Source organism: Fulvivirga sp. M361, assembly GCF_007097395.1.
Lineage (GTDB): Bacteria > Bacteroidota > Bacteroidia > Cytophagales > Cyclobacteriaceae > Fulvivirga.
Genome location: NZ_VKDC01000017.1, coordinates 19,565 through 43,753, shown reverse-complemented (window position 1 = coordinate 43,753; position 24,189 = coordinate 19,565). Strand labels below are relative to the sequence as shown.

Genomic DNA, 24,189 nt, shown 5'->3' with positions numbered 1-24,189 from the left:
GGTGAATATGACATTTTACTATATAAAGGCCCTGCATATTATTTTTATTGTAACGTGGTTTGCAGGGTTGTTTTATATTATCAGATTATTTATCTATCAAGTAGAAGCTAATGCCAAACCAGAGCCTGACAGATCAATACTTATTAAAGAATACCAAAGAAACTCTATGAGGTTGTGGTTAGGGATTACCTGGCCATCTGCTGTGCTTACGTTACTTTTGGGAACGGTTATATTATGGGATTCCCCACATTTTTTGACTCAGTCCTATATGCATGTCAAGCTGGGCATGGTATTTTTATTATATGTATACCACTTTATTTGTCATAGCATTTACAAGCAATTGCAAAATGATATATACAAATATTCCTCGCAAAGACTAAGAGTATGGAATGAAGTGGCTACTATTTTTCTGGTAGGCATTGTTTTCATTATTGTTTTGAAAGATACGCTGAGCATGTTCTGGGGATTCCTGGGGCTTGCCGTATTTACATTAATCCTGTTGATGGCAATAAAAATTTACAAAAAAATAAGAGAGAAAAATGAAGGTTAACAGTGTACTTGTGTGTATTGTGGTACTGGTAATGTTTGCTGTGGCTTGTCAGCCGGGAACAGAAGAGAAACTACCTTACCTTGGCAGGAAGGAGATCAATGGTCAGGATACGACATATCATACCATAAGCGATTTTAAATTTGTAAACCAGGATAGTAATGTGGTAACACATGAGAATTTCAAAGGCCAGATATATGTGTCTGACTTTTTCTTCACCACTTGCCCTACCATATGCCCTATCATGAAAACTCAAATGTTGAGAGTGTATGAACAATTTAAAGATAATGATCAAGTAAGTATACTGTCGCATACAATAGACCCTAAGCATGATACAGTAGGTGTATTAAAAGAGTTTGCTTCACGTCTGGGGGTAGAAAGTAGTAAGTGGCACTTTGTTACGGGCGAGAAAGAGGAAATTTATAAGATAGGTCAAACCAGCTACATGGTAAGTGCGGTGGAGGACCCTAATGAACCGGGTGGTTTTATTCATAGTGGAGCATTTATATTAATAGATAAACAGCGGAGAGTAAGAGGAGTATACGATGGAACGAAAGAAGATCAGGTGAATAAGTTGATGGGGGATATGTTAGTGCTGTTGAAAGAATATGAATAAAGGTTCGTTAGTTTTATTTAGCCTCTGGGTGTTTTTAGTAAGTTGCACAGGTAAAAGTGGGGGTGGAGCCCAACAGAAAGACGTTAAGCTGGAGCAATACCTGGTGGAAGGCCAGCAACTTTATTTACAAAACTGCAGTAGTTGCCACCAGCGTGAAGGTGAGGGGCTGGCTAAACTTTTCCCTCCTTTAAATCAGTCGGACTATCTTGAAAATAATACAGAGGATGTAATTTGTATTATTAGAAATGGTATGAAAGGCGCTATTGTGGTAAACGGTATAGAGTTCAATCAACCCATGCCTGCTAACCCTAAATTGACGGCGCTGGAAATTGCAGAGATCACCACTTATATCTATAATAGCTGGGGAAGGGCAGAGGGCTTAACGTCCGTGAAAGAGGTAGAGAAAGTGTTAAAAACCTGTCCTACGACAAAATAATAACATTACTCTTTTGCCTAAAAGGTTTTCATTTTTATGAGTACCGAAATTTCTTTACCCTTTACCTCAAAGCATGTCTCTTTGAAAGAAGGAGGTCCCATAACTCCTAAAGACTTTTTTGTAAACCCAAAGCTTTCTTTTGGGATGCCTATCCAATTTTTATCCAATTCGCCATTCTCATTTTCGTCATGTATGATACTCGCGGAATATATTCCTTGAGGCACATCTTCAAACACAACACTTTCTTTGATATTCTTTGCGTCGACGATCAGTCTTTTATAATCCTTCTTTAAGTAACTCTCTTCTGAGTTGAATAAAGCAATGATCAAAACTCCTTTGTCTGATTTAAGATTTTCAATCTTTACCACAATACGATTATTATCAATCGAGGTGTATCCGGTGGTCGATATACCTAGATTCAAGGCAAGTGCTATGAAAAATGGAACTGTCATATCACACAAGGTTATAGATCGGAACAAGAATATAAAACGTCTGTATGGTTATGGTAATTAAGGTTTTTTGTAGGGTATTCGCATTTGTAAAGTCAATTTCTCTTTAAGGAAATCGGTGTATGAGTTTCAATAAAATGCGCATTCTGACTGTATTATCTATTTTTCAGTGAAGCTAATAGCTACTCCACCCCCTGCGGCAAGCTTTAGGTCCAGAGAAGATGCATTATTCACATCTGCAGTGGTGATTTTGTAATCTGTTGGGTTGTCATTCCAATGAGACTTATCTCCATCAGAATATATGGTGGCTGTATAGTTTTTGTTGTCATCCAGAAAGTCAAGGCTGATGGTCAATTCCCTGGGTTCTTCGTCCGTAATGGCTCCGAAAAACCATTTTCTTGTACCTCTTTCTTGTCTTGCTATAGCTACAAAATCTCCTACTTCTCCATCTAAAACGCGTGTTTGTTCCCAGTTCACACCTACATCACGAATAAACTGAAATGCCGGATGACCGGAATAGCTCTCCGGTAGGTCGGCTGCCATTTGAACAGGGCTGTATATCACTACATACAGTGCGAGTTGATGGGCAAGTGTGGTATTTACCTGATGCTCTTCTTTATATGGGCTTAATTTTATATTGAAAATACCAGGAGTAAAATCTATGGGGCCCGCCAGCATCCGCGTAAAAGCTACAGTAGGGAGATGGTCCGGAGGATTACCTTTTTCTACAGACCATGCATTGAATTCCTGGCCTCTCAACCCTTCCCTGGATATTGCATTAGGATAGGTTCTTCTAATACCCGTGGCTTTTATCGGCTCATGGGCATTAATGGCTACCTGGTACTGAGCTCCTTTTTCTATTGCCTTACGATAGTGGTTTACCATCCACTGACCATGATGGTATTCACCTTTTGGAATAATTTTTCCTACATATCCTGTTTTAACAGCATGGATGCCTAAACTCTGCATTAATGAATAGGCTGTGTCCATTTGTTGTTCATAAGTTCTTGGTGCCGCAGAGGTTTCGTGATGCATGATTAGCTCTACTCCTTTTTCTCTGCCGTACCTTACTACCTCTTCGAGGTCATAGTCTTCATATGGAGTAACGAAATCGAATACTCCCTCACGGTCTTCAAAGCCTATCCAATGTTCCCAGCCGGTATTCCACCCTTCTACGAGTACTGCGCCAATATCATTTGCCGCAGCAAAATCAATGTATTTTTTAGCATTTTCGGTAGTAGCCCCATGCTTGCCATCGGCTTTGGACCAGGATGATTTACCCAGATGCATCTCCCACCATATCCCAACGTACTTTGTAGGTTTGAACCAGCTCACATCGCCAAGTTTGTTAGGCTCATTCAGATTTACGATCAGATTGGATTCAATCAGGTCACCTGCACGATCAGCTATTTGGACAGTTCGCCATGGGGTACTGAACGGAGTAGTACGTATCACCTTATAATCTGTATTTTCAGACCCTACCAGTTCACTTTGTAAGCTTAGCTTAACAACATCGACTTTCAGTGTCATCCCGGCATAATCAGTAAGGTTAGCTTCATGAAAACTAAGGTAGGTTCCATTCTTTGTTTTCATAGTTACCGGGGTATTTACGGCATTTTCAGGTATGTAGTTATGCTGACCAAGGTTAGGGTGATTGCGTTTGGAGGTAGCGTCAACGGCAGAAAGTTTAGTTTCATTATACAGGTATTCATAAATATCCCAATCCCCGGGTATCCACCATACATCATGATCACCCGTCAGGTTGAACTGAGTATTTTCATCGGTAATCATCACCTCCGTTAAATTGGTTTGTTCCGGGAAAAAATACCTTAAGCCTATACCATCGTCGTAGACTTTGAAGATAATGGAAAACTGTCGGTTAAGCCCTTGCTCTTCGATCAGGTCTATTTTTAGTTCGTTGTAGTGATTGATCACTGTACGTTGTTCGCCCCAGGGCATCTCCCATTGTTCATTAAATGTCCGCTCATGCTGGCCAGCTGTTATCAACCCTTGTTGAAGAGTGGGTTGGCCTTTAAATTCAAAACTCAGATACGAAGTATCGATAACTATTTTATTATTGTGTGCAACAAGGTAAGCAGCTTCCCCTGCGTCAGTTAAGAAGAAGGTGATCAGGTTATTGCCGGAAGGAGATTCTACAGTGATCAGTTTGTCAGCAGATGGACTACAGGCCACTCCCCAGCACATTAAAGAAACAAGTATCGTTTGGTTGAAAAATTTCATTAACTACGTTGTTTTGATTCGGGCAATAAAGATATGAAGTGCCTGGTTTTTTGAGCTATTTCCAGCCGTTACCTTTAACGAAATGCATGAAAAAACCCTAAGCACTGTATCAGCACTTAGGGTATGTTTTTGAATGGAACTTCCGATTTATGACGTAAAACAGGAATTACTAGGCATCCAATTTTACACCATCATTGCCAAGCAATATTGGCTTTCCAAATCTATCTGCTTCATCTTTAACTTCCAGGTTAAGTACGCCACGAGGACAAACCGAAGAACATACTCCGCATCCTACACATGAGGAACGTACAATATTCTGACCGCGCTGTGCATACCAACGCACGTCAATACCCATCTCACAGTAGGTAGAGCAATTGCCACAACTTATACACTGACCGCCATTGGTAGTAATTCTAAAACGTGATTTAAAACGCTGTACTATTCCTAAATAGGCAGCTAACGGGCAGCCATAACGACACCACACTCTGTTCCCCATTAAGGGATAAAAACCAGTACCTACTACTCCTGCAAAACCTGCGCCTATCCAGGCGCCGTATACAGAACGTACATCATAGCTGCTAAATCCCAGAATTTGACTATTTCCCGTCCAATAGGTATACAGTACTCCCCCGGTCATTACAATGGCGAAGGCTAACACCGTATGGATCATCCATCGTTCCACTTTCCAGGCTTTCAATGATTTATCTGAAAGTTGACGGTACGGGTCGCCCAGTGTTTCAGCAAGTCCACCACAACCACACACCCAGGAGCAATACCAGCGTTTTCCAAAGAAATAAACAAATACAGGTACTCCTATTATGATCAGAGCAATACCCCAGCCAAGCATAAATATTCCGAGAGAGCCACTCTCTATTAAGGTACTGAGCTCATTGTCAAAAAAGAAGTCATAATCCAAGGGCCAAATGTTTTTGAAATCAAAATACGGCTTGTTAAGACGCAGTAAGATCTCTGGCAATAAAAACGCGAAAGAGGTTTGGAAAAACATCACTGAGGCGGTGCGCACGATCTGATATTTACTGTGCCGGTATTTGATCATCATACGTACGCCCATTACCAGTATGCAAAGTGTGTAAATAAAACCATAAAGGAAAAACCTACCTGCGTCAGAGCCTTTTAGGAATTGACTTACCGGATCTACCATTATGATCCAGTTGGTCATGTATTCAGGAAAGAAATATAAAATGACATAAAATGCAATCAGAAAAGAGCCGGTCAAAATCCCTAACCAGCCTACACTGGTCATGGCCCTGTGAAATAAGCCGTTATTTTTTATGCCAGGAGGGCCGTCTTTGATTTTAGGCAGGATATACATCAGTGCCCCTACAATACAAAGTACGTAGGTGAGAAATAGGAACAAGCTGGGAGAACTGCTTACCGGCCCGATACTTGATTCCTTTGTCATGGAATATTTAAGATCTTTGATCTTATACTTGTCAAAACCTTTTTCATTGACGATCTGATACTTTTTAATATTTTCCACAACTCCTGAAATCTGTGATTTCATTTCCTCAGCGCTGCCAAATTCTCTGCTATCAAGCCATCCGCCGTAGTCTTTGAAGGTACTTTTTTTATATGCTGCTATATCTCCTTCCCCTAGTTGGTCTAAACTGGTGAGTTGAAAGCTTCCGGTATTGGCACTGACTATCTTTTCTATTTCTGTCTCTGTAATGCCGTATATTTTAAGTTGCTGTGTGTTAATATCATTGAAGGCAGTTTCAAGATCACTTACCAGTTTGAAATTGGACGAATAAGACTGTCCGGTAATTTTATTTGATTCCTTGAATAACTGTGCTTTATCACCTAGCTGGTTTGCCAGCACTTCATCCGTTACAGTGTAGGACGCCATGAAAAATGACCCCAGGAATATGGCAAAGCCTGTAAGGAACAATCCTAACCCTATAATTTTTATTGCTTTCATGTCTTATCCAAATATTGATTCTAGTAAAGATTTTTTGCCTTTAAGTGTGATTGGTTTTTGAGGAAACTGATGATTAAATGTGTCAGAAATCTCCTGTTCATGGCGGTCGAAAAACTCAGGATCGAAATTGGCCTCCCTCAGGTTTTCAAGCACATGATAAATATCCCGTTCCTCGTTCAGCCATTTGTCAAAAGATTCATGTCTTAACCGGATGCCGAACGTGTTTACCCCGAGGAATTTTTTACTTGACTTGTCGAAAATAAAATGCATACATTTCTTTCCTGATTTATGCTCCCAGTAGAATTCTTCCTCGTTTTCCTTAAGTTGGTTCCATACCCACCCATAGGTTTGGTATTCTATATCAAAGAACTTCGCCGAATTGAACCAGTGACCTGGTTTATAATCGGACCGGTTTCCTGTTATCGTTTGGGCTACGGTTTCTCCCATCATGCGTCCGGTATACCACACCTGTTCTATGGGGCGTCGGCTGGGAAGGGGGTCCTTTCGCTGGGCGCAATCTCCAATGGCATAGATATCAGGTTGATTGGTTTCCAGGTATTCATTGACAAGTATGCCACGATCTGTTTCTATTCCGGAAGCTTTTGCAAGATTGATATTAGGGTGCACTCCGGCTGTCAACCCCACAAATTGACAGGCTATCTCTTCTCCGCTTCCTGTTATTATTCTCTTGACATGGCCCTTATCATCTGCCAGGATCTCTTTGAGTTCTTCGCCCAAGCGGAGGTCAATATGGTTTTCCAGGATGTGACGACTGATCAATGAAGCTTCTTGCTGCGGAAGTACGTTATTCCAGAATTGTTTTTCACGTACTAAAAAAGTCACATCTATTTTTCTGGAGTGGAACATTTCTGCCATTTCCACACCTATCAAACCGCCACCTACGATCACCGCTCTTGAAATTCCCTTAGAGTGTTTTTCAATGTATTGCAAGTCTTGATAACTCACCATTCCACTTACTCCTTCAAGGTCCTGACCCGGCCAGCCGAATTTATTAGGCTTTGCACCTGTGGCTAAAATTAATGCATCATAGTCCATGACACCTTTCCGGGTGAGCTTGATGTTTTTTGCTTCAGGGTCTATTTGCTCTACATAATCATTGATCAGGTTAATGCGATTCTTCTTCCAAAACCAATCTTCATATGGCTTGGTATTCTCAAATTTCATGTGACCCATGTAGATGTACATCAGGGCAGTACGAGACCAGAAGTGATCAGTCTCAGCAGAAATTACAGTGATGTCAAAATCACTATTTTTGCGGATATGTCTCGCGGCTGTGATCCCAGATACCCCATTCCCCACAATTACAATATGCTTCATTCAGGTTGATATTTGTTTAAAGTTTGGTTTTTGTTACGAATTGACCTTTCGTTTGTTAACAAATAAAAGGCAATTGTCATTCTATTGACAAGTGTCCCCGTGAACAATACCCCTCACAGGAAGGAACATCAGTTAAGGCGTTAATTAAAACTTATATTAAAAGTAGTTAAAAATTCCATTGTAACTCTTATACAGGTTTGATGTTTAACTATCAGATATTTACCTATTTAAAGAGTTATTTAGAATGTGTTGAAACCTAAACCGGAAAGATTATGAAATTCTCATTTTTAATAATGACTTTTATAGTATTGGCGGAGACGGCGACTGTTACGTCTGCTACAAGCCTGGAGGACTATTTCAATAAAGCGAATACTTTTCTAAAAACCAATGTAAAAGATGGCAAGGTAGATTATAAAGATATTGTCAGGCATTTTTCAGAAATAGAAAATCTTTATAATTACCAAAGTACTATTAATTTGAACGGTGCTAGTGATCAGGAACAAAAAGCCTTTTACATCAATGCTTACAATCTGATCGTCATTTATCAAATAGCGAAATATTACGAGTTCAACAAAAAATCACCCATGGATCAAAGCGGCTTTTTTGATAAAATGAAACATACTGTGGCGGGGAGTTTAATGACCCTGAATCAATTGGAAATTAAAAAACTATTACTGGTGTATAAAGATCCAAGAATTCATTTTGTACTGGCCTGTGCTGCTAAAAGCTGCCCTCCGCTAGCGAGCTATGCCTTTCATCCTGAAAAACTTGAACAACAATTGGAAACCCGAACAAAGATGGCTCTCAATGACACGGATTGGTTAAGATTGAATACTGACCAGAAGAAAGTTTTTCTCTCGAAAATATTTGATTGGTACAGAAAAGACTTTACACAAAACGGGAATACCGTCGTTCAATATATCAATCAATACAGAGACAGTCCTATACCTCCTGATTTTACGGTTGATTTTTACAAATATGACTGGAGTTTGAACGAAGGTTGAGTGAGTAACATGTCACAAGTCTTTTGAAATAATGGTCAAATAAGTCCTTGCTTTCTTTTATATTCGATGGCAGTGTGTCCAATAATGAAAGGGTATCGTTTTATTCTAAATGTGTAGTGATGTCAATTCGCAGACAAACCAGTTTTCGAGGAGCGCCGTATCTACTGATAACTTAATTAAAGAGATTATGAAAAGTGTATTTTTAATTTTTATAGCAACTACTATGCTGCATGTTACTTCAGTTGCTGCTGACGTAACTAGTTTTTTTTCGCAGACTGACGCTTTTTTGAAGAAGTATGTGGATAACGGAATGGTGCATTACAAACAGATCAACTCCAATTTTTCCGAGATAGAAAGTTTATATCAAAGTATTGCTGATATGGACCTGTCCAATGCGAATGATCAGACAAAAAAAGCCTTCTATATCAATGCGTATAACCTTTCAGTAATTTATCAGGTAGCCAAATATTATCCACTCAAATCCCCCCTTGACAGAAGCGGTTTTTTTGATCGCGTGAAACATGTTATTGCTGGTGAGTCTATGACTTTGAATGCCCTGGAGATCAAAAAAATCGTGATTGCCTACAAAGATGCTCGCATTCATTTCGCGCTGGCCTGTGCTGCAATCAGCTGTCCTCCGCTTGCCGATTTCGCCTATGTTCCGGGTAAATTGGATCGGCAGTTGGATGCACGTACTAAAAATTCCATCAATAATGCGGCCTGGCTTAAACGAGATGATAAAAATAAACAAGTAGCGATCTCGAAGATATTTGACTGGTACGAGAAAGATTTTACAATGAATGGTGAGAATTCTGTTCTGGAGTTTATAAATAAGTATAAAGCCTCTCCTATACCGGATGCCTACAACATCACCTATTATGAATATAACTGGGGCCTTAATGAAGGTTAATTATAACTGGTCCAGGTATTGAATAAGTTTTTCGAGGGAGTCCAGAGTGACTCCTTCATTTATTTTCCAATATGCTTTGTCAGAGGTTACCATTGTTTCTATGGTAAAATCATTTTCAGGATCGATGCCATAGCCGTTTCTTTCCAGGGCATTTTTAGTCCATAGCAAGTAATGCCCTTCACTTTCACCTGTTAAACTTACATTTCTCTTGGATTTTCTTTTTTCAAGATGGCCGGTCCTTAAGTCGAAACCCTTTAACTGAAACACATGATCAACCTTTCCATTCAGTACCAGGTCTTCCGGAAAACCTACCTGCAGTTTTTTGTCAAACCCTACAATCCAAAGCTCATCAGCGGTTTGCAACGCCAAATCTAGTTCGTGTGTTGCCATCACAATGGCTTTTCCCGTCTGCCTTGAGAGGTGTTTTAAAAGATTGATGATCTCTACGCGATTGTTTAAATCTAAGTGGGCGGTGGGTTCATCTAAAATTATAATGTCAGTATCCTGGCATAAAGCTCTGGCTATAAGCGCTTTTTGACGTTGCCCGTCACTGAGTTCTGCCAGCTTAGTGTCTGCTATTGGTTGTAGTTGTGTCTCTTTTATTGCCCGGTCAATTATCCTGGCATCTTCCGGTGAGAAATTCATGTTCCATCCGGTGTATGGGTATCTGCCGAAAGAGACAAGCTCCCGTACAGTAATATTTCCAATATAGACAGGGTCTGTAAGCACTACGCTGATCTTACGTGCCAATACATCCTTTTGAATACTTTCTATTGCTTTATCCTGGATAAACACCCCACCCCTCAAAGGGCGTTGTACACCACATAATGTACGTAGTAACGTTGATTTACCCACGCCATTAGGTCCCATAAAACATACCAGCTTTCCAGCCATGAGCTGTACGTTAAGATGGTCTATAATGAGAACATCCCTCCTTTTTATTCGATATCCAACCGCTAGATCTTTGGTATGAAGCTGGATACTCATTATCTGCTAAAAGAAGTTTTTATACCACCTTTGGACAAGATCACCCAAATGACAACAGGTGCCCCTATAAGCGAAGTAATGGCATTAATAGGGAGAATATATTGGCTTCCCGGCAGCTGTGAAACAATATCACAGGTAAGCATGATGATCATTCCTGATAAAGCTACTGCTGGTATCAGTACTTTGTGGTTAGCAGTGTTAAACAGGATACGCGTGAGGTGAGGTACCGCCAGGCCGATGAATGCAATCGGTCCGCAGAAAGCTGTAACTGAACCCGCCATAAGGCTGGTACTGACAACGATCAAAATCCTGACCTTTTTCACGTTTATACCCATACTCTGCGCATAACTTTCGCCCATTAGTAAGGTGTTGAGAGGTTTTGACAGGTAAAAAGCGATCAATAGGCCCAGGCCACAAAGTACCGCCAGAAGGTAAAGTTCATTCCAGTCCAATCCTCCCAGACTTCCAAAGGTCCAGATAAGATAGATCTGAAGTTGTTGTGCTTCACTAAAGAATTGTAATACACTCACTATGGCACCAGCCAGACTTCCAAACATCAGGCCTATGATAAGTAGTGTCATGCTGTCTTTTACCTTTAGAGATAAGGCTAACACAGCCATAAGTACTACTCCGGAGCCGGTACTTGCCGCCAATACCACGATCCAATCCCCCAGGAGTGAAGTGTTGAAAATGCTGCCTAGTGAGTAACTTGCCAAAACTACCAGGGCCACTCCCAGGCTGGCACCTGAACTGATACCCAGTACATAGGGTCCTGCCAGAGGGTTTCTAAATAAAGTTTGCATTTGTAATCCACTCACAGCTAATGTAGCACCGGCCAGTATAGCGGTGAAAGCTTTCGGCATCCGGAACTCCCAAATAATATTTTGCCAGCTTACCTTGTCTGTTTCAGCGCCTAAAAGCGCTTTTACAATTTGGAGCAAAGGTATATTCACACTGCCCAGTGAAACATCGAGAATGAGCAAAATGATTACCAGTGTAGGGAGTAAGATCCCTAGTTGAAAGGTCCATTTGGTATAGGGAAACGACTTCTGCAAACAGGTCTAATTAAGCTTTTGAAAATAATAAAGGTTATATTCCGGGAACAGCTCCGGATGAAATATTTTGGCTAGGTCTTTTAATACGATGTCCGGCCGGGAATAACCCGATTCATAATAATCATTCCCACCAGCTTTTGTAACACGGGCATTACTATTATATACCATTTTGTTTTTGTAGGCATTAAATGCCTTATATCTTTCATCGTTATCCCCCAATTGTTGTAATGAAGTGAAACTATGTGCATTGATCCATATATCGGCGTCCTGGGCACGGTCATAAACAGTTTCAAAACTTAGCTCCAGGCTACCTGTGCTTGTATCTTCCTTCCACAGGTATGACGAGCGAGCGTCCCGGAGAAACTTACCCATCCAACTGTCCCCACCAGGCATATACCATACGCCTTTATAGTTAATACCACAAAAAGATGTGGGTTCGTCCTTTTCTATTGCATTGACTGTTGTGATCACCTCGTTATATTGTGTTTCAATACCATTAAAAATAGAGTCTGCCACTTGTTCTTGTCTAAATAAAAGACCAAAAAATTTGATCCACTCAGCTCTTCCCAACGGAGTGTTTTCTAAGTAATCGGAATTCAAAACGATGTTTGAACCCATTTTTTCGAGCGGAGATAAGTGCTTGTAGTTTCCATCTAATGTAAAGATCATCACAACTTCAGGGGAAAGCTCAATGGCCAATTCTGTGTTTAAGTTGTAATCTCTGCCTAGATCCACCACTTTACCTTCTTTTGCCCTTTGCTTAACATGCTTCGATGAAACTAACTGCAAAGATGGAAATCCAACCAGGCGGTCAGTAACTCCTAGCATATCAATGCCGGGCAGGTGGGTCGTAGAAGTACATACAAAGCGTTCTACCGGCGTTTGTATTACTCGTCTTCCCAAAAGTGTATCAGGTATGGCGGATCCTTTAGGGATTAAGAAGTATTTGATGGCTTCGGATGCCCCTTTAAAAGGCTCGCTAATGGTTACCATAGCCATTTGGTCGTGATACTCAATTTTTAGCTTTTGCGCATGTTTGATCTCAAGTGGATAAAATGCTTCATTATCCACGAGTTCTTCAGTTACCGTAGTAACTGTTTTTTCGGGTGGTTGGCAGGCGGTAAAAAGTAATATAATCAGGAAAGTACTACCAGCTTTTATCATATCATTTAGGACAGAGTGACAATATTAGTGATTTGTTTTGCAATGGATAAACTTTGTTAACTACCTTTGCCGCATATTTTGGTTCTTATTGGTCATAACAGACTACAAAGATTAAAAGGGAACCCCGTGAAAACCGGGGGCTGTACCCGCAACTGTGAGCTCTAAGAAAGTTTGCCGGTCATCTTTGCCACTGTCTTTCATTATTACCTGAAAGATGGGAAGGCGCCAGCAAGAGAGCAAGCCAGGAGACCTGCCAAAGAAAACTTTATTAAATAAGCTTTCGGGAGTTATGGCTTGGATATAGATACACATTTATTCTTATCCACTTTTATTTTTCGATAAGCTTTGGCCACAGTGATTGTGTCAAAGTATGAAAAGATTTTTGAGCGTTTTGCTTGTTTGCTATGTCTATACTTATCAGGTAACAGGCCAGTCGGTACGTGATACTTTGGTACTGGACGATGTCAGTGTTTTTTCTACACGTCTGGAAGACTATGGTACGGCGAACAAAAGTGTAACACTAGATAAGAAAATAACCGGCATTCAAAATCAGGCCAATCTTAACCAGGTACTTTCCCGCTATTCAGGATTAAATGTACGATCTTACGGTGTAAGTGGCCTTTCCGGCGTGTCATTTCGGGGGGCAGGAACTAATCATTCCACTATACTTTGGGAAGGTGTGAATTTACAAAGCCCTATGAATGGAGGGCTTGACCTGACATTAGTTCCTATATCATTTGTCGATGATATTGTACTTCAATACGGTGCAGGCAGTTCATTTTATGGATCAGGTGCCATAGGCGGTTCTGTTCAACTGCGTACAGAGGATCCAGCTTTTTCAAAAAGACCATTGGCGCTTTCGTGGCAACAGCAAGTAGGTAGTTTTGGTCAGCGTTATTCAGGTATTCAGTTATCATCTACCGGGAATAAAGCACAGCTCAAGTTAAGAGGGTTTGTACATCAGGCGGACAATGATTTTCAATTCTATAATCGGTTTTCAAACCGGGAAGAAACGTTGGCTAATGCAGGTATTCGTCAGAAGGGACTTTTAGTAGAGCCTTCCGTCAAAGTTGGGTCTAAAGGCTTAGTAAAGCTAAAATATTGGTTTCAGGACAATGATGTGCAAATCCCCAAAACAGCCGGAGAAACGGTGGATGGAACCGATTTTCAGAAAGACAGATTTCATAGAACGGTGCTTACGTACGCTAACAACCTACCAAACCTTCGTATTAAAGCTTTCACTTCCTGGATAAATCATGAGTTGATTTACAATGAAACCACACCGATCCGGTCCAACTCATGGATATCGGAATTTCAAATGGATCAATCATTCAAGCATTTTCTTAAAGTGCAATGGGGTATAAACCACACACTGGAAATAGCTGATGTGCAAAACTATGCCAATAACGACGCCAGGAGAGATCAAACTGCGTTATTTATTTCCGCGACAAAGCTGCTTTTTACCAAATTCGAAGTATCTCTTTCCGCGCGTGAGGTATTGGTAGATGGTGAAACTACTCCGTTTGTACCCTCTGTAGGAGTGAACTATCATGTATTTCCCGGGTATAGCCTGAAAGCTAAAGCTGCCCGTAGCTTTCGAATACCTACTTTTAATGATCTGTTTTGGGTAAGTGGTACCGATAGTGGTAATCCTGATTTGAAACCTGAAGACGGTGTGAACCTGGAGTTAGGCCAGTACATTGTTTTTGGTCAGGGCGAAACAATAACAGCGGAAATTACTGCATTCAGTAATTATGTCAAGAACTGGATAAGCTGGCAGCCTGACGATAATGGGAACTGGTCTCCAATTAATGTGCTGACGGCCTGGTTACGTGGGATGGAATTTTCTTTAGATGCTCAGAGAACTCTCCATGAAAAGATAAAGGTCGGTGGTAAAATACATTATACCTATACGGAGTCATCCAAAGAACGCATAGAGGAAGGGGGAAACATGGATGAGTTAGGTAAAAAATTGATCTACGTTCCTTTACATCAGGCTTCAGCTAACCTGTCTTTCAGCTATTCCCGGTTCGTAGCTTCTTTAAACCAAACTTTTACGGGTGAGCAATTCAGTACGTTCGATAATAATCCACGATGGGCGCTTGATCCTTTCGCGCTCACCGATCTGAACCTGGGTTACGCAGCTGATCTTGGAGCACATAAAATAAATGTTGGTGTAGGCGTCAACAATCTTTTCAATAAAGATTACGAGATAAGAAGCGCCTACCCCATGCCCGGAAGACATTATAATTTTAACATAACCTACTCATTTCATTAATACCTATTGCATGATGAACAAATTACGACACTTTTCTAAAATCATACTTTTTACATTACTATGGGGCACTTTTTCTTGTAACAATGACGAAGATGTTTCGCCCATATCGCTGGGAGAGAATGGATTCTTTATAGTTAATGAAGGCCTTTTCAATGGTGGTACCGCCAGCCTTTCTTTTTTTGATGTTGATACGGAGCAAATCCAAAACAACATCTTTTTTACTGTAAATGGTCAGCCATTAGGTGATCAGGCACAGTCTATGACCATAATAGGAGATAAAGGATACATTGTAGTGCAAAACTCCAATAAGATAGAGGTCATCGATACAGATAATGTCATTTCATTAGCTACTATTGACGGAACAAAAGGAATAGCGTCACCAAGGTATTTGCTTGCGATAAATGATGAAAAAGCTTATATATCCGACTGGGGTGCTACAGGAGATGTAGGAACGGTTAAAGTATTGGATCTCACAACAAATACGGTAACCAAGACGATTCCCACAGGTTTTGGTACCAACCGTATGATCCTGGTAGGTGAAAATGTATATGCTGCTAATGGTGGAGGTTTTAACAATATTACTTTTGAGCCTAAAAAAGATAACAGAGTGGTAGTGATCAATACTTCTACCGATGAAGTAACACAAGAGATCACAGTGGGAGATAACCCTAAAAGTCTTGATATAGATAGCGAAGGGAATATCTGGGTAGCAGGAACAGGTAACATAGTTCTTAATGATGACTTTTCTGTGAACCTGGATGCTACTACTCCGGGTTTCATCTCAAAAATATCTCCGGATAATGAAGTCTTGTTTACAGTTTTCATGTCTCAAAAGAACGTAGGGCCTAATCACCTGGTATTCAATAAGAGCAAGGACGGGCTGTATCTGGATTATGAAAAAGATATTTATAATGTAGGAACCATAGGTACAAACACGGAGGAAGACTTTGAAATGAATCTTTTCATAGATAGAGAAAAGGAGTTTTACGGATTCGCTGTTAACCCTTCAAATGGTAATTTTATTGGCACAGTAGCACCTGGTTTTTCAAGTGATGGTTTCATTATAAGATATACGGAAGAAGGTGAATTAATAGGTGAGCATACTTCAGGGATAGCCCCAAATAGCGCGACATTCAAATAATATGGCCATGAAAATGCCAAGAATAGTAAGCTTACTTCCCAGTAGTACTGAAATAGCAGATGCCCTGGGTTTTAGAGACCGCCTGGTGGGAAGGTCACATGAATGTGATTTTCCCGCAGGAATTGGTTCATTACCCATACTTACATCACCAAAATTCAATCCAAAGGGCTCCAGCCTTCAAATTGACAAAGAGGTACGCCAGATATTGCGTTATGGCCTTTCTGTTTATCAACTGGATGTAGAGCAGTTGGAAGAACTTAAGCCCGATTATATCATTACGCAGTCACAGTGTGAGGTGTGTGCTGTGAACATGAAAGATGTAGAAGCTGCTGTATGCCAATTGATCAGTTCCAACCCTACCATTATCAACCTTGAACCTAACAGCCTGCGAGATGTATTGGATGACGTTGATAAGGTGGGAGAGGCCCTGGATGTCAAAGGCAGAGCTCAGGAGTTAGTGAGCAGTATGCAGTCGGTATTTGCCAAGATACGTGATATAACAAGCGGTCTGAATAGGCCCAGGATCGCTTGTATAGAATGGTTGAGTCCTATCATGCTGGCAGGTAACTGGGTGCCTGAGTTAGTAGAAATAGCAGGTGGTGAAAATGTACTTGCTGCAAAAGATCAGCATTCCCACTATTTTAAGTGGGAGGAAATACGGCTTGAAGATCCTGAAGTCATCGCGGTTATGCCTTGTGGCTTTGACATTGACAGAACCATGGAGGAAATTGGACTACTGACTGATCTGCCCGGGTGGGATGAACTGAAGGCGGTTAAAAATGATCGTGTTTTTGTGACGGATGGCAATCAATATTTCAATCGTCCGGGGCCACGTATAAAAGATTCAGCAGAAATACTCGCGGAGATATTACATCCCGAAGTATTTGAAAAGCAACATTTAGGTAAAGGCTATGTTCCTCTGGAAAGAGTATTGAAATGATCCACTTAATTACAGGAGGAGAAAGATCCGGTAAGTCTTCCTATGGTCAGGAGATGGCAGAAAACCTTACAGATAAGCCTGTTTACCTGGCTACAGCTAAGGTATGGGATGAAGAGATGAAAGAACGGGTGAATAGGCATAAGGCTGAGCGCGGTACTAAAACCTGGGAAACGATCGAGGAACAAATAAGGCTTAGCGCGGTTCTTCCATCAGATAGGGTGGTGTTAATGGATTGTGTCACGCTCTGGCTTACCAACATTTTTCATCAATGTAATAATGAAAAGGAAAAAAGCCTGGAAGTTGCTAAAAGTGAGTTTAACAAGATAAAGGACTATAATGGTACACTCCTGGTCATTACCAATGAAATAGGAATGGGTGTTCATGCCCAAACCAAACTGGGTAGAGACTTTGTAGAGGTACAGGGCTGGGTTAACCAGTATATAGCCAGTTATTCCGATAGTGTGACACTAATGGTTTCAGGGTTGCCATTAAAGGTAAAGTAAGCGAATAACCCAACTATAAAATGATGGTGCAGTGAGGGACATAAAAAAAAGGAAAGGCGAGCTTTATTATATAGAAAACGGCCTGTACGTGTTTACAGAAGAATATCATTTAAAAAGAGGATATTGCTGTAAAAGCGGCTGTCGCCACTGCCCGTATGGATTCAAGAAAAAATAAATGTTATCAGAAAAAATACTACCGCCGGACTTAGGCTTGGAACAAGCTTTACAAAACAAAATTGATCAAAAAACAAAACCGCTGGGAGCCTTGGGTAACCTGGAAGCGTTAGCCCTGAAGATAGGGTTAATTCAGCAGACGCTGACGCCCGAATTAAAAGCACCGCATTTGTTGGTATTTGCCGCAGACCATGGAGTAGCCCTTGACGGCGTTAGCGCATTTCCGCAAGAGGTTACTTATCAAATGGTAATGAATTTCCTCGGAGGAGGTGCAGCCATCAATGTTTTTTGCCGTCAAAACGGCTTGGGACTTACCATTGTAGATGCCGGTGTAAAGGGTGATTTTGAAGGGCATAATAAGCCTGCGGACTTCAAAATAGCGCATGGCACGCAGAATTTTGTTGAAACGGCAGCCATGACTGCTGAGCAATGCAGTACAGCACTTGAACATGGTCGGGAGATCGTTAAAGACCTGTTTGAAAAAGGATCAAATGTAATAGGTTTTGGCGAAATGGGAATAGGTAATACCTCATCTGCCAGCCTGTTGATGAGTGTTTTCTGTGATCTGCCCTTAACAGAGTGCGTGGGTAGAGGTACTGGGCTTACTGACACCCAATTGCAACATAAGCAGGAACGTTTGACCAGGGCTTTGGAGTTTCATCAGTTGGATCGATCTGATCCGTTGAAAGTGATGGAGGCATTTGGTGGGTTTGAGATTGTGATGATGGCAGGAAGTATGTTAGCGGCTGCAGAACGGAAAATGATCGTATTAGTAGATGGGTTCATTGCTTCAGCAGCGCTTTTAGCCGCTTACCAATTGAATAAGAATATACTTCAATATGCAGTTTTTTGTCATGAGTCGGCCGAACAGGGCCACCAGAAAATACTAAAATACCTGGGAGGTAAGGCGTTATTGAAACTGGACTTAAGGCTGGGAGAGGGGACAGGCTGCGCATTGGCTTATCCATTACTTCAGTCTGCGGTACAATTCCTCAACGATATGGCTTCTTTTGAGTCTGCCGGAGTGAGTGAGAAGAAGTCATGAAATGGATTAAATCTGAGGTAAATGTGTTTTTTACCGCTTTAATGTTCTACACCCGGTTGCCTTGCCCAAGGTGGGTGGACCACTCCGCTGATATGCTCAATAAGTCCACCCGGTATTTCCCGCTGATCGGTTGGATAGTAGGTGGTTTTACTGTGCTTGTTTTTTGGGCTTCTATTCATTTACTACCGCTATCTGTTAGTATTCTTCTTTCTATGATCACGGGTATTTTAGTAACAGGTGCTTTCCATGAAGATGGTTGGGCGGATGTTTGCGATGGGTTTGGTGGAGGCTGGACCAAGGAGCGTATCCTGACCATTATGAAAGATAGTGTGATTGGGGCTTATGGCGTTGTAGGAATGGTATTGATGCTATTAATGAAGTATGTCTTACTTTGGGAAACCGGTGGGGTAGTTTCTGTTCCTGAGATGATCTTAGTGATGATATCAGCACATAGTACAAGCCGCTTAATGCCAATAACTATCATGTATTTAAACGAATATGTTAGGGAAAACGAAGATAGTAAGGCTAAACCAGTAGCTAAACAGCTATCCATTCGTTCTTTTTTGGTCGCTATGGCTTTTGGGCTGACGCCATTGATATTTTTTCAAAACCTCATGATAGCACTACTGTTATTACCCATGATAGGCATGACACTTTATTTGAGCTACTATTTTAAAAAATGGATAGGTGGCTATACAGGCGACTGCCTGGGAGCGGTTCAGCAGGTGACAGAAGTGGTGTTTTATCTTAGCTTTATGATCTTATGGAAATATATTTAGTACGTCATACCACCCCTGAAGTTGATAAAGGAGTGTGTTATGGCCAGGCAGACCTGGATGTGATCTCGTCATTTCAAGAAGAAGTCAATCGTTTAAAGTTTCATTTACCAAAGGATATCGGAAAGGTTTATTCCAGTCCGTTGAAAAGGTGTAAAGTGTTGGCGCAGCAACTGTCGGATGAAATATCTTTTGATGACAGACTCAAGGAAATGTCATTTGGTGATTGGGAACTAAAGAAATGGGACGATATTGGTACGGAAGGGCTCAATGTCTGGATGGACAACTTTGTGGGCGAAAGACCCGCGGGAGGGGAGTCGTTTGAAGATCTGAGTGCACGCGTACTTGAATTTTGGGGGGAGTTAATAAATAAAAAGCTTGAAGACCCCGTTATATTGTGTATTCATGGCGGTGTTATTCGTGTAATCATCAGTCATCTGTTACATATACCTCTTCGTAACACTTTTCATTTTCATCTCGATTATGGTAGTGTAAATAAAATTGCCAGACATGGGGATATCATGCGGGTAGAATATGTAAATCGCTAGCGGATGGAGGAAAAACAACCCGTATCTGTTGCCTGGAGTGGAGGGAAGAATAGTGCTTTTGCCTTTTACAAAATTCTTCAAAGTGGGAAATGGGAAGTAGAGCATATTCATACTGTATTCGATGTGGATACCAAATGTGTAAGGTCACATGGCATTCATGAAGATTTGATTGAACAACAAGCTTCTGTTTTAGGAATACCACTAAAAAAGCAGTATTTGGATGAAGTGTCAGATACAAACGCTTACCAAATACCTGATGACCTTTTATCAATCAAGCCATTATTAACTGGGCCACTCATGAAAAATAGTTTTAGCTCAAAAGTGTGTTTTGACGTTTAAATGCACCTTTTTATGGGAGGTTTTGGTGTTTTGAACCTCAAAATCATTGGTATTATACCATTTTCGAGGTTTTTGTCTTCTATCACGGTCTGATTTGCAATAAGCGACTGAGCAATATCATTTTTCAAGTGTATTTGTAATATGATGATAATCAATAAATTGTGCGCTGTATTGCCAGTGGCCCAGTGACCAGCACCCGGAAACAAACCTTGAAAATGGAATTTTCGAGAGAGCCCTAACTGCATGATAACATCTTCCCGGATCAATAAGCTAACTCGATCAAGCGTCTTGCTGCCGCAAAAGGGGTTATTTTACCTGATCTGATATCATCTTCTAACACGGGGATCTCTTTTTCCACCAGGGGAGATCTATAAAATGTAGTTTTAAGCAGATGACCTATACTTTCATGCATCCAGTTAAGGTTCTGACTTTTGCGTTGTTCATCAACACCCTCACCTCCCAGCTGTGTAAAGTAGCTTTCCATCATTTCCCAGACCTCGGCTATGCCACTGCTTTTGAGAGCAGAACATAGTTTTACTTGTGGTATCCATCCGGAGGCAGTGGGAGGGAAGAGATGCAGTGCATTTTGATATTCTGCTTTGGCCAATTTGGCAGGAGTTATGTTGTCTCCATCCGCTTTATTGATCACTACGGCATCTGCCATTTCCATGATACCCTTTTTTATGCCTTGAAGCTCATCACCTGCCCCGGCAAGCATTAGTAAAAGAAAGAAATCAACCATGCCTTTAACAGCAGTTTCTGACTGACCTACACCTACTGTTTCAATGAATATTACATCAAAGCCGGCAGCTTCACAAAGCAATAACGCTTCGCGGGTTTTATTGGCGACTCCTCCAAGCGAGGAACCTGTAGCAGAAGGACGGATATACGCATTTGGATGCTTCGAAAGGTTGTCCATTCTTGTTTTATCACCCAGGATACTGCCCCCCGTTCGTTGACTGCTGGGGTCTATGGCAAGTACCGCCAGTTTATGTCCTTTGTCTGCCAGGAAGAGCCCTAATGACTCTATAAAAGTACTTTTACCAACCCCTGGCACACCTGTGATCCCAATGCGTTTTGATTGGCCGGTGTAAGGCAGTATGGCGCTCAATACTTGTTCGGAAAGGTGCAGATCATCTTTCCGGCCACTTTCAATAAGTGTTATGGCTCTGCTCAAAGTAATAGTGTCTTTTTCCACTATTCCTTGTACATATTCATCTACGGAAAGCCTTGTTTTAACGGTGGTTGTCATATCACTTCTAAATTAAGAAGATCGATACATTTAGAGTCGAAATTGTGGGAATTTTGAGATAATTCTTAATTTGTTCGATTGTTAATAAATCTGTGTTATGGCTAAGAAAAAACTAGAAGGTAATATTTGGGTGGATAGTATATTCGCTACGTTATTTATATACCTGTTTATGTACGTTATATCTCAAATTCCTGCGTTTGGGATTTTTGATGCATTTGATGCCGTAGGTCAGGCATTGGAAGATATGGAAATGACCGATGTGGCCTTTAGCCAACTCCGGGAACCGTTGCCACCTGATACTTCCATTGTGTTGGTAAATATGGGTAATTTAAGTCGCGGGGGTATTGCTGAACAGATCAGAATTGTAGATAAATATGATCCTAAGGTCATTGGTATTGATAGTTTTTTTAAAGGATATACAGATACCCTGGAAACACTGAGCCTGGCGAGTGCTCTTACGCAGGCCAATTCGGAAGTGGTGATGGTGACAAAAGTAGAGCAAACAGATTCTATTGCGGAACTACATTTAGGTGATGAAGTGTATGATTACCTTTACCAGTCTGATTCTATTTTTATAGAAAACACCCATCAGGCCATTGCTAACCTGGATACCGATGCCCGGTTTCAGGATGACATAAAAATATGCCGGCAGTTCCCTCCCAGGCGGTCACTTACCAGCGGCGATACCTATGTGGCGTTTGCTGCAAAAATGGCCGAATTGTATCGGCCAGGTAGTACGGAAAAGTTGTTTAAGAGGGATAATGACTATGAGATCATCAACTACCGGGGAGATTTTGTGAATTTTTTTGAAGAAGATAAATTCTCCACACGGTTTTACTCATTGGATTGGTACCAGGTATTAAATGAAGATTTTGAACCCGGTCTTTTAAAAGACAAAATTGTGCTGTTTGGTTTTTTAGGAGCACAGTTTGGAGCACCGGAATGGGAAGATAAGTTTTTTACGCCGCTGAACCCGAAAATAGCCGGCCGAGCAAATCCGGATATGTTTGGACCCGTGATCCATGCCAATATACTCTCTATGATATTGAATAATGACTATGTAGATACCTATCGACCGACTTTTGAAAACATTCTTGGAGTACTGTTATGTTATTTGAATGTTTTACTTTTTTCTTATATCTACAGAAAGTACGGTGTGTGGTATGATGGCCTGACGAAGTTGATACAGGTAATAGAAGTAATTCTGATTCTCTTCCTGATCATTCAACTGTTCTCAACGCATAGCTTTAAGCTGGAACTTACTTACGGCCTTATTGCCCTGGCTCTGGCGGGTGACCTTCTGGAAGTTTATTATGGTGTGGTAAGAAATCTTTTTACGGAAACCGGTAGACGTTTAATGTTTAGAAAGAACAAAAGGCTAAAGGCTTAATTTGTTTTCTTTTGCAGAACAGATGCTTACATTTGTTAATATATAGGCGTAAAAACCTGATATTAAGAGGTTTTTGAAAAAATTGGCAGGGTATCTGTTTACCAAGTAGTACATTGAGGTATAAAATGACATGTATATCTTAAATATCATCTGATATTAGAATCTTCAAATTATCTGTGAAACCATGAAAAGGAATTTAGTAATAGTTTTTGTATTTCTTCTGACAGTAGGGCACTCCTTCGGTCAGGGTTATACGTTTAAGGTCTTGGCCAATAAGGGCGATAATAAGATCAAAACGGGATCGGACTGGAAAGCATTGAAGACCGGAGCTTCATTGAATACGGGCGACGAATTGGTGGTATCTGACGATGCTTACCTCGGGTTAGTACACGCAAGTGGTAAAACAATGGAATTGAAAGATGCCGGCACACACAAGGTAGCCGACCTGGCAGAAAGGGTAAATAATGGAGGTTCCAGTGTAGCCAGCAAATATGCAGATTTCGTGCTAAGTAAAATGTCTGCTGAAGGTAAGAAGAACAGGCTGAGTGCTACGGGAGCTGTTCATCGAGGCATAGGGACACCCATCAACGTATATTTACCTAACTCCATCTCAGAGATATACGGTGACAAAACAGTGGTGAGATGGGATCTTTCAGAAGACGCCGAAGTCTATAAAGTGACGCTCAAAAATATGTTTGAAGACGTTATTCTTGAAATAGAGACGAATGAGAACAGCGTTGAAATAGACATGACCGATCCAAAAATTGCGAAAGAAAATGTATTACTGGTAGAAGTAATTGACAATAATGATAAATCAGTTAAGCCTAAAGCAAAAGCAATGCGGAAATTAAATGCTGATAAATCAAATCAGGTCAAAACACAGCTGGAAGAGTTGATGGCTGGCGTGGAAGAAGTCAATGCGCTGAATAAATTTATACTTGCCGGTTTCTTTGAAGAAAATAACCTTTTGGCTGATGCCTTAACCAGTTATGAACAAGCCATTGCCATGGCGCCTGAGGTATCTACCTTTCAGGAAGCGTATGAAGAATTTTTATATCGCAATGATTTAAAACCAAATTAATATAAAAAAAAAGCGGCATTTGCCGCTTTTTTTATG

General features: G+C 40.9%; 24 protein-coding genes and 1 riboswitch. Of the genes, 16 read left to right on the top strand and 8 right to left on the bottom strand.

Annotation, left to right across the window (positions count from 1 at the left end; translation table 11 throughout):
* Positions 1–7 precede the first annotated feature (7 nt).
* Genes FNH22_RS18080 through FNH22_RS18070 form a run of 3 tightly spaced genes read left to right on the top strand, consistent with a single transcriptional unit; the run spans position 8 to position 1,599 of the window.
* The gene (locus FNH22_RS18080) at positions 8–550 is read left to right on the top strand and encodes a CopD family protein (RefSeq protein WP_143399838.1); all 543 of its coding nucleotides are present in this window, start codon (positions 8–10) and stop codon (positions 548–550) included.
* Complete coding sequence (locus tag FNH22_RS18075; protein ID WP_143399837.1) at positions 540–1,163, top strand: SCO family protein; 624 nt, start codon at positions 540–542, stop codon at positions 1,161–1,163. The genes FNH22_RS18080 and FNH22_RS18075 overlap by 11 nt, the downstream gene beginning before the upstream one ends.
* Positions 1,156–1,599 carry a cytochrome c gene (locus FNH22_RS18070; protein WP_143399836.1) on the top strand — a complete coding sequence of 148 codons (444 nt, stop codon included), beginning with the start codon at positions 1,156–1,158 and terminating at the stop codon, positions 1,597–1,599. The genes FNH22_RS18075 and FNH22_RS18070 overlap by 8 nt, the downstream gene beginning before the upstream one ends.
* A 17-nt stretch (positions 1,600–1,616) precedes the next feature.
* Here the strand turns inward: FNH22_RS18070 and FNH22_RS18065 are convergent, their stop codons facing one another.
* The 4 genes from FNH22_RS18065 to FNH22_RS18050 all read right to left on the bottom strand — a co-directional run bounded on the left by FNH22_RS18065 (position 1,617) and on the right by FNH22_RS18050 (position 7,566).
* Positions 1,617–2,051 carry a DUF2141 domain-containing protein gene (locus FNH22_RS18065; protein ID WP_143399835.1) on the bottom strand — a complete coding sequence of 145 codons (435 nt, stop codon included), beginning with the start codon at positions 2,049–2,051 and terminating at the stop codon, positions 1,617–1,619.
* 156 nt (positions 2,052–2,207) lie between these two features.
* Positions 2,208–4,289: a glycoside hydrolase family 97 protein gene (locus FNH22_RS18060; protein ID WP_143399834.1), complete on the bottom strand. Its 2,082-nt coding sequence runs from the start codon at positions 4,287–4,289 to the stop codon at positions 2,208–2,210.
* A gap of 169 nt (positions 4,290–4,458) precedes the next feature.
* Positions 4,459–6,228: a 4Fe-4S binding protein gene (locus FNH22_RS18055; protein ID WP_143399833.1), complete on the bottom strand. Its 1,770-nt coding sequence runs from the start codon at positions 6,226–6,228 to the stop codon at positions 4,459–4,461.
* A gap of 3 nt (positions 6,229–6,231) precedes the next feature.
* On the bottom strand, positions 6,232–7,566 hold the full coding sequence (locus FNH22_RS18050) for an NAD(P)/FAD-dependent oxidoreductase (protein ID WP_143399832.1): 1,335 nt from the start codon (positions 7,564–7,566) through the stop codon (positions 6,232–6,234).
* Between the two features lie 272 nt (positions 7,567–7,838).
* Here FNH22_RS18050 and FNH22_RS18045 point away from each other — a divergent pair, with 272 nt between their 5' ends.
* Positions 7,839–8,570 (top strand): DUF547 domain-containing protein, encoded by a 732-nt coding sequence (locus FNH22_RS18045; protein WP_143399831.1) that lies wholly within the window; start codon positions 7,839–7,841, stop codon positions 8,568–8,570.
* Between the two features lie 187 nt (positions 8,571–8,757).
* Complete coding sequence (locus FNH22_RS18040; RefSeq protein WP_143399830.1) at positions 8,758–9,480, top strand: DUF547 domain-containing protein; 723 nt, start codon at positions 8,758–8,760, stop codon at positions 9,478–9,480.
* Here FNH22_RS18040 and FNH22_RS18035 read toward each other — a convergent pair whose 3' ends face one another.
* The 3 genes from FNH22_RS18035 to FNH22_RS18025 are packed head-to-tail and all read right to left on the bottom strand — an operon-like array spanning position 9,481 to position 12,686.
* Entirely contained in the window at positions 9,481–10,467 is a 987-nt protein-coding gene (locus FNH22_RS18035; RefSeq protein WP_143399829.1) for an ABC transporter ATP-binding protein, read from the bottom strand. It lies immediately after the preceding gene.
* On the bottom strand, positions 10,467–11,522 hold the full coding sequence (locus FNH22_RS18030; RefSeq protein ID WP_143399828.1) for an iron ABC transporter permease: 1,056 nt from the start codon (positions 11,520–11,522) through the stop codon (positions 10,467–10,469). Before FNH22_RS18030 ends, FNH22_RS18035 begins: the two co-directional genes overlap by 1 nt.
* A gap of 6 nt (positions 11,523–11,528) precedes the next feature.
* Entirely contained in the window at positions 11,529–12,686 is a 1,158-nt protein-coding gene (locus FNH22_RS18025) for an ABC transporter substrate-binding protein (RefSeq protein WP_143399827.1), read from the bottom strand.
* 62 nt (positions 12,687–12,748) lie between these two features.
* A riboswitch (cobalamin riboswitch) is annotated at positions 12,749–12,959 on the top strand.
* Between the two features lie 97 nt (positions 12,960–13,056).
* Between FNH22_RS18025 and FNH22_RS18020 the strand changes: the two genes are divergently transcribed.
* From FNH22_RS18020 to FNH22_RS17985, 9 genes are read left to right on the top strand one after another with little or no spacing between them, the layout of a single operon-like run.
* Positions 13,057–14,964: a TonB-dependent siderophore receptor gene (locus tag FNH22_RS18020; RefSeq protein ID WP_143399826.1), complete on the top strand. Its 1,908-nt coding sequence runs from the start codon at positions 13,057–13,059 to the stop codon at positions 14,962–14,964.
* Between the two features lie 10 nt (positions 14,965–14,974).
* Entirely contained in the window at positions 14,975–16,105 is a 1,131-nt protein-coding gene (locus FNH22_RS18015; RefSeq protein ID WP_143399825.1) for a YncE family protein, read from the top strand.
* Between the two features lie 13 nt (positions 16,106–16,118).
* Complete coding sequence (locus FNH22_RS18010) at positions 16,119–17,045, top strand: cobalamin-binding protein (protein WP_143399824.1); 927 nt, start codon at positions 16,119–16,121, stop codon at positions 17,043–17,045.
* Entirely contained in the window at positions 17,042–17,548 is a 507-nt protein-coding gene (gene cobU, locus FNH22_RS18005; protein ID WP_143399823.1) for a bifunctional adenosylcobinamide kinase/adenosylcobinamide-phosphate guanylyltransferase, read from the top strand. Before FNH22_RS18010 ends, cobU begins: the two co-directional genes overlap by 4 nt.
* A 31-nt stretch (positions 17,549–17,579) precedes the next feature.
* Positions 17,580–17,723 (top strand): DUF5522 domain-containing protein, encoded by a 144-nt coding sequence (locus FNH22_RS32065; RefSeq protein ID WP_255518087.1) that lies wholly within the window; start codon positions 17,580–17,582, stop codon positions 17,721–17,723.
* On the top strand, positions 17,724–18,767 hold the full coding sequence (gene cobT, locus FNH22_RS18000) for a nicotinate-nucleotide--dimethylbenzimidazole phosphoribosyltransferase (RefSeq protein WP_143399822.1): 1,044 nt from the start codon (positions 17,724–17,726) through the stop codon (positions 18,765–18,767).
* Positions 18,764–19,546 (top strand): adenosylcobinamide-GDP ribazoletransferase, encoded by a 783-nt coding sequence (locus tag FNH22_RS17995; RefSeq protein ID WP_221420302.1) that lies wholly within the window; start codon positions 18,764–18,766, stop codon positions 19,544–19,546. Before cobT ends, FNH22_RS17995 begins: the two co-directional genes overlap by 4 nt.
* Positions 19,531–20,091, top strand: a complete 561-nt coding sequence (gene cobC / locus FNH22_RS17990) for an alpha-ribazole phosphatase (protein WP_143399821.1) — start codon at positions 19,531–19,533, stop codon at positions 20,089–20,091. The genes FNH22_RS17995 and cobC overlap by 16 nt, the downstream gene beginning before the upstream one ends.
* A 3-nt stretch (positions 20,092–20,094) precedes the next feature.
* Complete coding sequence (locus FNH22_RS17985; protein ID WP_143399820.1) at positions 20,095–20,430, top strand: hypothetical protein; 336 nt, start codon at positions 20,095–20,097, stop codon at positions 20,428–20,430.
* A 262-nt stretch (positions 20,431–20,692) separates the two neighbouring features.
* On the opposite strand, the gene meaB is transcribed toward FNH22_RS17985, so the two are convergent.
* On the bottom strand, positions 20,693–21,682 hold the full coding sequence (meaB, locus tag FNH22_RS17980; RefSeq protein WP_143399819.1) for a methylmalonyl Co-A mutase-associated GTPase MeaB: 990 nt from the start codon (positions 21,680–21,682) through the stop codon (positions 20,693–20,695).
* A gap of 97 nt (positions 21,683–21,779) precedes the next feature.
* On the opposite strand from meaB, the gene FNH22_RS17975 reads away from it, so the two are divergent.
* On the top strand, positions 21,780–23,072 hold the full coding sequence (locus tag FNH22_RS17975; RefSeq protein ID WP_143399818.1) for a CHASE2 domain-containing protein: 1,293 nt from the start codon (positions 21,780–21,782) through the stop codon (positions 23,070–23,072).
* 184 nt (positions 23,073–23,256) lie between these two features.
* Complete coding sequence (locus tag FNH22_RS17970) at positions 23,257–24,153, top strand: hypothetical protein (protein WP_143399817.1); 897 nt, start codon at positions 23,257–23,259, stop codon at positions 24,151–24,153.
* The last annotated feature ends 36 nt before the right edge of the window (positions 24,154–24,189 follow it).